15 protein-coding genes are annotated in these 12,806 nt (G+C 69.7%); 3 read left to right on the forward strand and 12 right to left on the reverse strand.

All coding sequences use genetic code 11. From position 1 onward, the window contains the following. Together JNB62_RS18155 and JNB62_RS18160 are read left to right on the forward strand one after the other, a co-directional pair. Positions 1–958: sensor histidine kinase (locus JNB62_RS18155; RefSeq protein WP_220302309.1), on the forward strand; the 958-nt coding region annotated here is incomplete at its 5' end. Continuing rightward, positions 955–2,127: a hypothetical protein gene (locus JNB62_RS18160; protein WP_220302310.1), complete on the forward strand. Its 1,173-nt coding sequence runs from the start codon at positions 955–957 to the stop codon at positions 2,125–2,127. The genes JNB62_RS18155 and JNB62_RS18160, both read left to right, overlap by 4 nt. Here the strand turns inward: JNB62_RS18160 and JNB62_RS18165 are convergent. Together JNB62_RS18165 and truA are read right to left on the reverse strand one after the other, a co-directional pair. After that, positions 2,105–2,698: a hypothetical protein gene (locus JNB62_RS18165; RefSeq protein WP_220302311.1), complete on the reverse strand. Its 594-nt coding sequence runs from the start codon at positions 2,696–2,698 to the stop codon at positions 2,105–2,107. The genes JNB62_RS18160 and JNB62_RS18165 overlap by 23 nt on opposite strands. Before the next feature lie 68 nt (positions 2,699–2,766). After that, a complete protein-coding gene (gene truA / locus JNB62_RS18170; RefSeq protein ID WP_220302312.1) occupies positions 2,767–3,627 on the reverse strand; it encodes a tRNA pseudouridine(38-40) synthase TruA in 861 nt (286 codons plus the stop codon). Positions 3,628–3,751: 124 nt separating this feature from the next. On the opposite strand from truA, the gene JNB62_RS18175 reads away from it, so the two are divergent. Then, positions 3,752–5,671: an acyltransferase family protein gene (locus tag JNB62_RS18175; protein WP_220302313.1), complete on the forward strand. Its 1,920-nt coding sequence runs from the start codon at positions 3,752–3,754 to the stop codon at positions 5,669–5,671. 291 nt (positions 5,672–5,962) lie between these two features. Here the strand turns inward: JNB62_RS18175 and rplQ are convergent, their stop codons facing one another. The 10 genes from rplQ to secY all read right to left on the reverse strand — a co-directional run bounded on the left by rplQ (position 5,963) and on the right by secY (position 12,776). Beyond that, positions 5,963–6,532 (reverse strand): 50S ribosomal protein L17, encoded by a 570-nt coding sequence (rplQ, locus tag JNB62_RS18180; RefSeq protein WP_220302314.1) that lies wholly within the window; start codon positions 6,530–6,532, stop codon positions 5,963–5,965. A 37-nt stretch (positions 6,533–6,569) separates the two neighbouring features. Beyond that, positions 6,570–7,559 (reverse strand): DNA-directed RNA polymerase subunit alpha, encoded by a 990-nt coding sequence (locus JNB62_RS18185; RefSeq protein ID WP_018171471.1) that lies wholly within the window; start codon positions 7,557–7,559, stop codon positions 6,570–6,572. Positions 7,560–7,701: 142 nt separating this feature from the next. Further along, positions 7,702–8,100, reverse strand: a complete 399-nt coding sequence (rpsK, locus tag JNB62_RS18190; protein WP_018171470.1) for a 30S ribosomal protein S11 — start codon at positions 8,098–8,100, stop codon at positions 7,702–7,704. Positions 8,101–8,133: 33 nt separating this feature from the next. After that, the gene (gene rpsM, locus JNB62_RS18195; RefSeq protein WP_018171469.1) at positions 8,134–8,508 is read right to left on the reverse strand and encodes a 30S ribosomal protein S13; all 375 of its coding nucleotides are present in this window, start codon (positions 8,506–8,508) and stop codon (positions 8,134–8,136) included. Between the two features lie 153 nt (positions 8,509–8,661). Then, the gene (rpmJ, locus tag JNB62_RS18200; RefSeq protein WP_005050492.1) at positions 8,662–8,778 is read right to left on the reverse strand and encodes a 50S ribosomal protein L36; all 117 of its coding nucleotides are present in this window, start codon (positions 8,776–8,778) and stop codon (positions 8,662–8,664) included. 63 nt (positions 8,779–8,841) lie between these two features. Next, complete coding sequence (gene infA / locus JNB62_RS18205; protein ID WP_018171468.1) at positions 8,842–9,063, reverse strand: translation initiation factor IF-1; 222 nt, start codon at positions 9,061–9,063, stop codon at positions 8,842–8,844. Positions 9,064–9,298: 235 nt separating this feature from the next. After that, positions 9,299–10,003: a DsbA family protein gene (locus JNB62_RS18210; protein ID WP_220302315.1), complete on the reverse strand. Its 705-nt coding sequence runs from the start codon at positions 10,001–10,003 to the stop codon at positions 9,299–9,301. Positions 10,004–10,017: 14 nt separating this feature from the next. Next, positions 10,018–10,860, reverse strand: a complete 843-nt coding sequence (gene map, locus JNB62_RS18215) for a type I methionyl aminopeptidase (protein WP_220302316.1) — start codon at positions 10,858–10,860, stop codon at positions 10,018–10,020. Positions 10,861–10,863: 3 nt separating this feature from the next. Then, entirely contained in the window at positions 10,864–11,457 is a 594-nt protein-coding gene (locus tag JNB62_RS18220; RefSeq protein ID WP_220302317.1) for an adenylate kinase, read from the reverse strand. Beyond that, positions 11,454–12,776: a preprotein translocase subunit SecY gene (secY, locus tag JNB62_RS18225; RefSeq protein WP_220302318.1), complete on the reverse strand. Its 1,323-nt coding sequence runs from the start codon at positions 12,774–12,776 to the stop codon at positions 11,454–11,456. The genes JNB62_RS18220 and secY overlap by 4 nt, the downstream gene beginning before the upstream one ends. Between the last annotated feature and the right edge of the window lie 30 nt (positions 12,777–12,806).

The following is a 12,806-nucleotide window of genomic DNA, read 5'->3' on the forward strand; positions in this document are numbered from 1 at the left end:
CACCCTCCCCGCCCGCTCTGTGGAGTACACCGGCTTGCGCGGAATGCCCATCCCGTCCTCCGAGCGTCCGTTCGCGCGTGCCACCCGTGGCGAGACCTTCACCGACGCCTCGGTATGGCTGTTCACGGCGGAGGCCGAATGGCGCGCGCTGTCGGTGACCGCGAAACGCCTGACCGCGAGCGGCGACGAGGATGCCGGCATCCTTCTTCTCGTGCACGACGTGACCGCCCTCACCTACGCGCAACGCGAGCGGGAGCGTTTCACCGCCATGGCCTCGCACGAGCTCAAGCACCCGCTCACCGTCATGATCGGCAACGCCGAACTCGCCCTCGAACTCGACGATCTCGCTCCGCGTACCCGCGAGCGGTTCGAGTCGATCATCGCCGCGAGCGACCGCATGCTGACCATGACCGAGAGCCTCGTCACCACGTCGCGCCGCGGGTTCGGCGGCCGCGACGAGCTGGACGACATCGATCTGCGGCAGATCGTGCTCGATTCCGTCGCGTCGTTCCGCGCGACGGCGGCCTCGGCAGGCATCGCGATCAATGTCCGCGCCGACGAGCCGCTGCCCGTCGCCGCAGACGGTTTCCGGATGCGCCAGGTCGTCGACAACGTCGTGAGCAACGCGATCAAGTACACCGAGAGCGACGGCGAAGTGCGGATCCGCGCGGCAGTGGACGGCGGTGAGGCCGTGCTCACCGTCGCAGACACAGGCATCGGCATCGACGCCGACGACCTGCCGCGCGTGCTGACGCCCTACTTCCGCGCCGCCGGAGCGAAGGACAAGGCCGGCGGCACGGGTCTGGGGCTGGGCATCAGCAACGACATCGTGAGGGCGCACGGCGGCGAGCTCTCGATCGAGAGCGAAGCGGGAGTGGGGACGACGGTGACCGTGACGCTCCCCCTCGCCGAGCCGCCCGAGACCGTCGCTCCGCTCGCCGAGGGGGATCCGTCATGACCGCTGCCCTGTCCGGGGTCGACCTCGGCATCGCCCAGGCGGTGATCACGACGCTCGCGACGATGCTCACGATCGGCATCGCGTTCCTCGTGAAGCCGGGTCGGCCGACCCTGTACTGGAGCTTCGCCTTCGCGCTCGCGATGGTGGCGACGTACGGCGTCGTCGCCGGCGACGTCACCGGTATGGAGACGCTCCGCCGCGCGTCACTCGGTGCCCTCATGGGATCGCCGGCACTGCTGTGGTCGGGATTCCGCGCGGAGTGGAGCATGCGCTCGCACGTCTGGGCAGGCCCGGTCCTCGCCGTCGGGGCGGCCCTCGCGCTGGGGCTGGCGGGCGACCTGGTGTGGTTCACGCCGGCGTACCGCACCGTGTTCTTCGTGGCATCCGTCTTCGCCGCCCTCTTCGTCATCGACTGGGCCCGCCGCGGCTCGGCGGCACGCGCGGACCGCCTGCTGCTGCCGCTCGCGATCGTGTCCATCGCGTTCTTCGTCACCGGGACCGCGACCTTCATCGCCGGCTTCGTGTTCCGACCCTCGGGCGGAGACGATTTCGCGCTCGTGCGTCTGATCTCGTCGGCAGGGATGCTGGTGTACGTGGCGTGCGCGCTGATCGCCGTGGTCGGCACCACGGCCCGCGACAGCGGGCTGGGACGCGCCACGACCGTCTCGACGGCGTGGCAGCAGTTCGAGCGGACTGCGTCCGAGCGCCTGCTGCGGGCGGAGAGGTCCTCGGAGCCCTGGTCGGTCGTCTTCCTGGAGTTCGATGACGCCGCCGACATCCGGCAGAGCGCCGGTGCACCGGCCTTCGTGCGGCTGTCGGAGAGGCTGGAGGCCACCGTCCGCGACGTGTTCCCCGCCGAGTCCGACGTGGGCTCGCCGTCGGCCGGCGCCGTCGTCGCACTGGTGCCGCGCGCCGAGGCAGCCGTCCGCGACCTGCTTCGCACGACCCTCGAGCGCATCACGGAGCTGGACGTCGATGGGGCGCTTCCCATCCGCCCGACCGCGAGCGCGGGATGGGCGCCGACGTCGGTGCTCGGCTTCGACCTCGACACCCTTGTCTACACCGGCCGTGAGGCAGCGCGCCTGGCCAGCAGCAAGGGCGGAGACCGGTGGGAGCGGGTGAGCGCGACGATCGTCGAACGGCTGATCAGCCGGTCAGAGCTACCGTGATCGTGTCGGTCGCCGTCTGCTTGGCGTATTCGCTCGAGGTCGGCGTGGTCTGCACGAGGAAGTCGTAGCTGAACTGGAGCGCCACCGAGGTCGCGTCGGCGGGCACGGGTCCGACGTTGAAGGTCTGTGAGTAGCTGTACGGGTCCAGCACGAGGTACCCGGGACTCACTGTCGAGGCATCGACCTGAGGCTTGAGCGGGTCCAGCGGTCCTGTCGCCGACGACGGCACCGCGGTCATCGATGCACGTTGCAGGTACACCTTCTGGCCGTCCGCAGGCTGCACCGTCGTCTTCAGCGCGATGCTGACCGGCTTGATCGCCTCCGGCGTCCACTGGTCCATCGACAGTGTGGACCAGTAGTCGACCGTCGCCGTGACGGGCCCGGCGGTCAGCGCCCGCTGGGTCGACCCACCCGACAGATCGTTCGACACCGGGGTCGGGACCGCTGTCGCCGTCGCGGACGGAGTGCTGCCACCGCCCATGTCCCACGGCGCCGGGCCGCACCCGGCGAGCATCGTGGCGCTGAGCGCGCCGACCGTCACGACTGCAGCCCAGCGGCTGAACCTGCCCATGCGACCCCCGTATCGGCCCCGGCGCGAAACGTCCGGTCAGTCTAACGGCCGCGCGCGGGGCCGGTAGATCAGTCGAGCGCGCGCCGCGCGCGCGTCTGCTCGGCGCGCTGAGCCAGCAGCTCGTCTGCGGGGTACCCGACCTCGGTCAGCGTGAGGCCGCGCGCGGCGAGCACCTTCACCTCGGGCACGCGCTCCTGCGCGTCGCGGATGTCGACGACGTCGTCGACGTCGAGCCGGCCTTCGCCGACCGCGACGCAGGCGCCCACCAGGGCGCGCACCATGCTGTGGCAGAACGCGTCGGCCTTGACGTTCGCGACGAGTACGCCGGCGTCATCGCGGTGCCAGTCGAACTCGAGCAGCGTGCGGATCGTCGTGGCCTCTTCGCGCGGCTTGCAGTACGCGGCGAAGTCGTGCAGCCCGATGAGGGCTCGGGCCGCGGCATCCATCGCGGTCTCGTCCAGGGCGGCGCGCACCGTGGTCGTGCGGTGACGCTCGAGGGGGTCGTAGCCCGACACAGTGTCGGCGATGCGGTACTCGTAGCGGCGCCACACCGCCGAGAAGCGCGCGTCGAAGCCCTCGGGGGCAAGGCGTGACCCCGTGACCGCGACATCGGAGTACGCGCCCAGCACGCCCGTCATGCGCGCGGCGAGCGCGTGTGCTCGATCCTCGGGAGTCTGGGCGGCAGCCGACGGACGGGCGTGGCGTGACAGCATCCGCTCGGTCTGGGACTCGTCGAGGTCGACATGGGCTACCTGGTCGCTCGCGTGGACGCCGGCATCGGTGCGACCGGCGACCACCAGTCGCGGGCTGCCGCCGACGACGCGAGCGAGGGCGGTCTCGAGGGTCTCCTGCACCGTGCGCAGACCCGGCTGGCGCGCCCAGCCGCGAAAATGCGTGCCGTCGTAGGCGATGTCGAGCCGGATGCGCACGACCCCACTCTATTCGGCGCGGCGTGCTGCCCCCGCGCCGCGGCTGCGGCGGTGCCGGGCCGCCGTGCGCCGCCGCGGGCCGACGTAGACTTGAGGTTTCCGTCCTCCCGTTGCTGCAGAACTGATGTCGTCGATCGCGCCCTCCGCCCGCCCCTCCGCCCGCTTCCCCGGACTCGACGGACTCCGGGCGGTCGCCGTGATCCTCGTCGTCGCGTACCACCTGTTCCCGCCGGCCGTGCTCCCCGGCGGCTTCGTCGGCGTCGACGTCTTCTTCGTGATCAGCGGCTTCCTCATCACGAGCCTGCTGCTGCGCGAGCAGGCCGCAACCGGCCGCGTCGCGCTCGGACGCTTCTGGCAGCGCAGGGCGCGGCGCCTGCTGCCCGCGCTCGCCGTGGTCGTGGCGGTGTGTTCGACGCTCGCGTGGCTGATCGGCGGAGACGTGCTCGTGCGGCTCGACGCACAGGTGCTCGGCGCATCCACGTTCAGCTACAACTGGGTGTCGGTCGCTGGCGGCGGCGGGTATTTCTCGGCGGCGACGCCCGAACTCTTCCGCAACTTCTGGTCGCTCGCGGTCGAGGAGCAGTTCTACCTGCTGTGGCCCGTGATCTTCCCGCTGTTCCTGCTGCTTCCGCGTACGTGGGCACGTGCCGCTGCCGCGTTCGCGCTCGCTCTCGCCTCGGCCGGGTGGATGGGCGCCGTCATCGCCCGCGGCGGCGACCTCACGCGCGCGTATTTCGGCACCGACACGCACGCGTTCGGCCTGCTGCTGGGCGTGGGCCTCGCGTTCCTGCTCGTGCCGCTGCTCGCCGATCCTGCATCGGTGGATGCCGCCACCCGCCCGCACTGGACGCAGACCGTGATCGCACGCAGGGCCGCCGAGATCGCGGGCGTCGTCGCGCTCGCGGGCATCGTCGCCGTCGCGGCGCTGCCGGCCGCCGGCTCGGGTGCGGCGTTCCCCGGAGCGCTGCTGCTCGCGAGCGTGCTCAGCGCCGTCGCCATCACCGCCGGGGTATGGCCCGGCTCTCGGTTCGGACGCTCGCTCGACATCGCCCCGCTGCGGTGGATCGGCGACCGTTCCTACGGCATCTACCTGTGGCACTGGCCGCTGCTCGTGCTGGCGCTCGCCGTGCTGCGCGGATCGACGACGGCTGCCGTCGTGCCCGTGCCCGTCGGCCTGGGGGTGCTCGCGCTGACGCTGGCGGCATCCGCTCTGTCGTACCGCTTCGTCGAGACCCCGGTGCGCCGGCTCGGGTTCCGGGCGTCGCTGCGGGCGCTGTGGCGCCGCCTGCAGGGCGGGCCGCGGGCCCGCCTGCGCGTGCTGGGCGTCGGGCTGGCGGCGGTGCTCATGCTCGCCGGGACGGGCGCGGCCCTGGCCGCCGCCCCGGACGAGTCGAGCGCAGAGGCCGCCGTCGAGGCCGGGCGCCGTGCTCTCGCGAAGGCCCGGGTGTCGCCCGAGGTCACCCCGACCCCGGCAGCCACGCCGGCGCCGAGCAACGGCGGCGTGACCGGCGACCAGATCAGCGCCATCGGCGACTCCGTCATGCTCGCTTCGGCGGCCGGGCTCATGGAGCGGCTTCCGGGCATCGAGGTCGACGCCGAGGTGTCGCGCCCGATGCGCGCGGGTCCGGGGATCGTGGAACGGCTGGCCGCCGAAGGCCGCCTGCGCCGCTACGTCGTCGTCGCGCTCGGCACGAACGGCCCGGTCGACCACGATGCGCTCGACCGCATCGCCGCCGACCTCGGCCGCGACCGCGGCCTGGTGCTCGTCAACGCCTACGCACCCCGCGACTGGATCCCCGGCGTCAACGCCGACCTCCAGGCCTTCGCCGACGCGCACCCCGACGTCGTCGTGGCGGACTGGGCCGGCGCCATCGCACCGCACGAGGACCTGCTCGCGGGCGACCGCATCCACCCGGGCGACGCCGGCGGACGCATCTTCGCCGACACCGTCGCCGCGGCCATCGAGCAGCTCGCCGACGAGCGGCGCGAGCGCGCCGAGGTCTTCACGCGCCTGCAGCAGGCGCGCCTCGACCTCGACCGCTGAGGCCGTCGGCTCGCGGGCACGGGCGACCTCGTGCCGGAGCGCGTTTCATCTGCGGGCGCCAGAGCGCCCTCCGCTCAACGACCGGGAGTCGGACGTTGAGCGAGCGACGACGCTTCGTCTCGTCGCTGGCGCTCCTCGCTCAGCGACCGACTCGCGAGACGAAACGCCCCGACCGCACGATCGGGCTGGGCCCCCGGCATCCACTCACCAGACGCAGCGAGACCCGCCACCCTGACGGGTGACGGGTCTCGCGGTGCAAGGGTGCCGGGCGGCGACGCCCGGCGGGTCCGATTACTCGGACTTCTCCTCGGCGGGAGCCTCGACGGCGTCCTCGGCTGCAGCCTCAGCGGCCGCGCCCTCTTCCTGCGACTCGGCGCCGGCCTCGACCTCAGCGGTCTCGTCGGCGGCGGTCTCTTCGGCGGGAGCCTCCTCGGCCGGGGCCTCCTCGGCGACCGGCGCAGCCTTGGCGGCAGCAGCCTTCTTCGCCGACGGCTTCTTGGTCACGGGCTCGAGGACGAGCTCGATGACCGCCATGGGCGCGTTGTCGCCCTTGCGGTTGCCGACCTTGGTGATGCGGGTGTAGCCGCCGTCACGGTCCGCGACCAGGGGCGCGATCTCGGTGAACAGGACGTGCACGACTTCCTTGTCACCGATGACCGACAGCACGCGACGACGCGCGTGCAGGTCGCCGCGCTTGGCGAACGTGATCAGGCGCTCGGCGAGCGGACGCAGGCGCTTGGCCTTGGTCTCGGTCGTCTTGATCGACTTGTGCGTGAACAGCGCAGCGGCGAGGTTCGCAAGCAGCAGGCGCTCGTGTGCGGGGCCGCCTCCGAGGCGGGGACCCTTCGTGGGCTTGGGCATTCTCAGTTACTCCAGTGTGAAAAGTCGATCGGGGGGATCAGACGGTCTCGTCGTCGTATCCGCCGTAGAAGTGCGCGCCGTCGAACCCGGGGACCGAGTCCTTCAGCGACAGGCCGAGCGAGATGAGCTTGTCGCGCACCTCGTCGACCGACTTCTGACCGAAGTTGCGGATGTTCATGAGCTGCGTCTCCGACAGGGCGACGAGCTCCGACACGGTGTTGATGCCCTCGCGCTTGAGGCAGTTGTACGAGCGGACAGACAGGTCGAGGTCCTCGATCGGCATCGACAGCTCGTTCGAGAGGACGGTCTCGACCGGCGCCGGGCCGATCTCGATGCCCTCGGCCTCGACGTTGAGCTCGCGGGCCAGGCCGAACAGCTCGGTCAGCGTGCGACCGGCCGAAGCGACGGCGTCGCGCGGGGTGATCGACGGCTTGGTCTCGACGTCCAGCACCAGCTTGTCGAAGTCGGTGCGCTCGCCCGCACGCGTCGCGTCGACGCGGTACGAGACCTTCAGGACCGGCGAGTAGATCGAGTCGACCGGGATCTGACCGGCCTCGGCGTACTCGTTGCGGTTCTGCGTGGCCGACACGTAGCCGCGGCCGCGCTCGATGGTGAGCTCGAGCTCGAACTTGGCGGTGTCGTTGAGCGTCGCGATGACGAGCTCGGGGTTGTGCACCTCGACACCGGCCGGCGCCGAGATGTCGGCGGCGGTGACCTCACCGGCGCCGGTCTTGCGCAGGTACGCGGTGATGGGCTCGTCGCGCTCGCTGGAGACGACCAGCTGCTTGATGTTGAGGATGATCTCGGTGACATCCTCCTTGACACCCGGAATGGTGCTGAACTCGTGGAGGACGCCGTCGATGCGGATCGACGTCACGGCTGCGCCGGGGATCGACGACAGGAGGCTGCGACGCAGCGCGTTTCCGATCGTGTAGCCGAAGCCGGGCTCGAGCGGCTCGACGACGAAACGGCTGCGGAACTCCCCGATCTTCTCCTCGGTCAGAGTGGGACGCTGTGCGATGAGCACTATGTGTTCCTTTCGATCACGTGCCCGCTATATGACACGTGCGGTGAGTGAGGTGTTGAGTTTTGATCGGGATGCCTCGGGCCGAGGCATCCGTAAGCATGTGGTAGCCGGGGCACCATGACGGTGCCCCGGCTCCGGGATGTCAGACGCGGCGGCGCTTGGGCGGACGGCAGCCGTTGTGGGCCTGCGGCGTCACGTCCTGGATAGAGCCGACCTCGAGGCCGGCAGCCGTCAGCGAGCGGATCGCGGTCTCGCGGCCCGAGCCCGGGCCCTTGACGAAGACGTCGACCTTCTTGACGCCGTGCTCCTGCGCCTGGCGGGCAGCGGACTCCGCGGCCATGCCGGCGGCGTACGGCGTCGACTTGCGCGAGCCCTTGAAGCCCACGCCACCCGACGACGCCCAGCTGATGACGGCGCCCGACGGGTCGGTGATCGAGACGATCGTGTTGTTGAACGTCGACTTGATGTGGGCCTGGCCCAGCGCGATGTTCTTCTTCTCCTTGCGGCGCGGCTTGCGCGCGGCGGACTTGGCCTGTGCCATGTTGCGTTCTCCCTAAATCCTGGGGGCCGCGCCTTAGCGCGCCTTCTTCTTGCCGGCGACGGTGCGCTTCGGGCCCTTGCGGGTGCGCGCGTTCGTCTTCGTGCGCTGACCGCGCACCGGGAGGCCGCGGCGGTGGCGCAGGCCCTCGTAGGAACCGATCTCGACCTTGCGGCGGATGTCGGCGGCGACCTCGCGGCGCAGGTCACCCTCCACCTTGTAGTTGCCTTCGATGTAGTCGCGGAGCGCGACGAGCTGGTCGTCGGTGAGGTCCTTGACGCGGATGTTCTCGTCGATCTCCGTCGCCTTGAGGATCTCGTTCGAGCGGGTACGGCCCACGCCGTAGATGTACGTGAGGGCGATCACCACGCGCTTGTCGCGCGGGATGTCAACGCCGGCAAGACGTGCCATGCGGTTCTCCTGGGAGTGAGTGGAGGTGTGGAGCAGGATCGGTGCCCGGGCCTCCGCCCGAGGTGTCCCCCTCGCGGGTTCTGATCCTGCCTGTGTTCGTATTCAGTTGTGGAGAGTGGATGCCGCGGCCCGCGGCATCCACCAAACCTGAGCTCAGCCCTGGCGCTGCTTGTGGCGCGGGTTGCTCTTGCAGATCACCATGACGCGGCCGTGGCGGCGGATGACCTTGCAGTGGTCGCAGATGGGCTTGACGGAGGGGTTGACCTTCATGTTTCTTCTCTTCGCTGTCTTCACCGGGCACGCCGGAGCGTGGGGTGTTACTTCTCGACCGGCCTAGCGGTAGCGGTAGACGATGCGACCGCGGGTGAGGTCGTAGGGCGACAGCTCCACGACGACACGGTCCTCGGGGATGATGCGGATGTAGTTCTGCCGCATCTTGCCTGAGATCGTGGCGAGAACCTTGTGTCCGTTGGAGAGCTCAACGCGGAACATCGCATTGGGCAGAGCCTCGGACACGACGCCCTCGATCTCGATGACACCGTCTTTCTTCGCCATACGCTCGCTAACAGTTGTGCAGACCGGTCGATCTGCGGTGGATGGGATTCGGTGCGACGACACGCCAATACAGGCGCAACGCACCAAAGATCAAGCATACGTGATAGAAGAGCCCTCGGCAACCTGGCGCCGGCCGGTGCCGCCGGCGCGGCGGCCGAGTGCCGGCGGCGGGCGGCGCGGCCGGGAATGACGGAAGGGGGATGCCGCAAGCGCGGCATCCCCCTTCCGGCAGGTGTCACTCGAACAGCGTGCTCAGCTGGCCCGCGGGCGGCAGCTGCGAGTTCGCGATGACCTCGCCGTTGACCGCGATCGTCGGCGTGCCGATGCCCGTCGAACCGGGCTGGATCGGCGTCTTGGCCGTCATCTCGGTGACGTAGCCGGCGTAGGTGCCGTCGTTGACGCACGAGTCGATGCCGCTCACGCCCACGTCGGACGCGATGCCGAGGATCTCGTTGTTCGTGAGGCCCTTCGAGCCCTCGGTGGGCTGGTTGGCGAACATCTGCTGCAGGAAGGGCAGCGACTTGTCGGCATCCGCCACCGCCACGCAGTACGCGGCGTTGGCGGCACGCGTCGAGAACTGCGTGTTCTGCGACTGGCTGTCGAGGATCGAGATCGGGTGGATGTCGAGCGTGATGCTGCCGTCGTCGACCAGGCCCTGGATCTCGGAGCCGTACGTCTCTTCGAACTGGCCGCAGATCGGGCACATGAAGTCGACGTACGTCGCGAGGCTGTCAGACCCCTCGCCCACGTGGATCGCGCCCGTCTCGGCGTCGATGTTCGAGGCCGAGGGCGTGTTCACCTCGGTGGGCAGTGGCTTGGGCGCCGCCGCGTTGTTGAGCGTCACGACGAGGACCGTGACCAGGACGAGGGCGATCACGACGCCCACCGTCACCCAGATCGCGAACCAGTTCGTCTTCTTCGCTGCCTGTGCTTTTGCCATGTGTGTCGAGCCTCCTAGGCGATCGCGCGCGGAGTCACGCCGAACGGTGCAAGTCCCGCGGCTCCCCCATCGGGTGCCGTGAGCACCCAGATACCGTCATCGTGCACGGCGACGCTATGTTCCCAATGTGAACCGGCTGTGCCGTCGACCGTCGAGACCGTCCAGCCGTCGTCCTCGACGAACGTGGCCTGGTCGCCGATGACGACCATGGGCTCGATCGCCAGCACGAGGCCCGGGCGCACCTCGGGACCCGGGTCGGGCACGCGGTAGTTGAACACCGACGGCGACTCGTGCATCTTGCGGCCGATGCCGTGACCCACGTACTCGCGGAGGATGCCGTAGGTGCCCGACGCGGGCGAGTTCGCCTCGATGTAGGACTGGATCGCCGTGCCGACCTCGCCGATGTGCTTCGCCGTCGCCAGGGCGGCGATGCCGGCCCACATCGACCCCTCGGTCACGTCCGAGAGCCGCTGCCGCTCGGCGACCACGTCGGGCCGCTCGTCGTCGGGCAGGACGATCGTGAAGGCGGAGTCGCCGTTCCAGCCCTTGAACTCGGCGCCGGCGTCGATCGACAGGATGTCGCCGGCGGCCAGGACACGGTCACCCGGGATGCCGTGCACGACCTCTTCGTTCACCGACGAGCAGATGGTGTGGCGATAGCCCCGGACCATCTGGAAGTTGGACTTCGCACCCCGGGCCGTGATGAGCGCGGAGGCGGCGGCATCCAGTTCCAGCGTGGTCACACCCGGAGCCACCAGCGCACGCGCAGCCTCGAGGGCTGCCGCCGTGATGAGGCCGGGCTCGACCATCGCCCGCAGCTGAGCGGGCGACTTGTAGATGGAGCGACGCAGCGCCACGGCTCAGACGGCCGCGCCGCGCGCGAGGCCGCGAGCCTCGAGTGCCGCGGTGATGCGGTCGGTGATCTCGTCGAGCGAGCCGACGCCGTCGATGCGGTCGACGATGCCGCGCGTGCGGTACACCTCGAGGATCGGCGCGGTCTCGCGCTCGTAGATCGCCAGGCGGTTCGCGATGACCTCTTCGGTGTCGTCGCTGCGGCCCTGCTCGGCGGCGCGCTGCGAGATGCGGGCGATGCTCTCTTCGCGCGGCACGTCGAGCTCGATCACGGCGTCGAGCTGCTCGTCGCGGCCCTCGAGGAACTCGTCGAGGTGCGCGACCTGCGCGATGTTGCGCGGGTAGCCGTCGAGGAGGAACCCGTCCGCGGCGTCCTGCTGCGACAGCCGGTCGCGCACGACGGCGCTGGTCAGCTCGTCGGGAACCAGGTCGCCGGCCTCGATGATGGCCTGGACCTGCTGGCCGAGCTCGGTGCCCGCCGCCACCGCGCCGCGGAAGACGTCGCCCGTCGAGACGGCGGGGATGCCGAACGCCTCGGCGATGCGGACGCCCTGGGTGCCCTTGCCCGAGCCCTGCGGGCCGACGATCAGGAGTCGCGTCATCGGAGAAGCCCTTCGTAGTGGCGCTGCTGGAGCTGTGCGTCGATCTGCTTCACCGTCTCAAGGCCGACGCCGACGATGATGAGGATCGAGGCGCCGCCGAACGGGAAGTTCTGGTTGGCGCCGACCGTCGCCAGCGCGATGAGCGGCAGGAGGGCGATGAGACCGAGGTAGATCGAGCCCGGCAGGGTGATGCGCGTCAGCACGTAGTCGAGGTACTCGGCCGTGGGACGACCCGCACGGATGCCGGGGATGAAGCCGCCGTACTTCTTCATGTTGTCGGCGACCTCGACGGGGTTGAACGTGATCGCGACGTAGAAGTACGTGAACCCGACGATGAGCAGGAAGTACAGGATCATGTACAGCGGGTGATCGCCCTTGACCAGGTACTGGTTGATCCACGTGACCCAGCCAGGGATCTCCTGACCCGCCTGCGGCTGGTTGAACTGCGCGATGAGCGCCGGGATGTACAGCAGCGACGAGGCGAAGATGACGGGCACGACGCCGGCCATGTTCACCTTGATCGGGATGTAGGTGTTGGTGCCGCCGTAGGTGCGGCGGCCGACCATGCGCTTGGCGTACTGCACCGGGATGCGGCGCTGCGACTGCTCGACGAAGACGACGAGCGCGACGACGATGATGCCGACCGCCAGCACGAGGAGGAAGACCTCGAAGCCCTTGGACTGCCAGATGGCCCACATCGACACCGGGAACTGCGCGGCGATCGACGTGAAGATGAGCAGCGACATGCCGTTGCCGATGCCGCGCTCGGTGACGAGCTCGGCGAACCACATGATGAGGCCCGTGCCGGCGGTCATCGTGATGATCATGAGCAGCTGCGCCCACCACACGTCGTTCGTGAGGAGCTGGTCGCACTCGGGGATGCCGGTCGTGCCGAACAGCTGACCGCTGCGGGCGACCGTGACGAGCGTCGTGGACTGGAGGAGCGCCAGCGCGATCGTGAGGTAGCGCGTGTACTGCGTCAGCTTGGCCTGGCCCGCCTGGCCCTCCTTGTAGAGGGTCTCGAAGTGCGGGATGACCACGCGCAGCAGCTGCACGATGATCGTCGCCGTGATGTACGGCATGACGCCGAGCGCGAAGATCGACAGCTGCAGCAGCGCGCCGCCCGAGAACAGGTTGACGAGCGACAGCAGACCCTCGGTCCCCGACGACTGGCGCAGACACTCCTGCACGTTCGGGAAGTCGACGAACGGCGCCGGCACGTGCGCGCCGAAGCGGTACAGGGCGATGATCGCCAGAGTGAATGCGATCTTCCGCCGAAGGTCGGGAGTGCGGAAGACCCGCGCGATGGCGCTGAACAAGAGGATTCCTCCAGAGGGGATGCCGGCACT

This window comes from Microbacterium jejuense, from assembly GCF_019511665.1.
Taxonomy (GTDB): Bacteria; Actinomycetota; Actinomycetes; order Actinomycetales; family Microbacteriaceae; genus Microbacterium; species Microbacterium jejuense_A.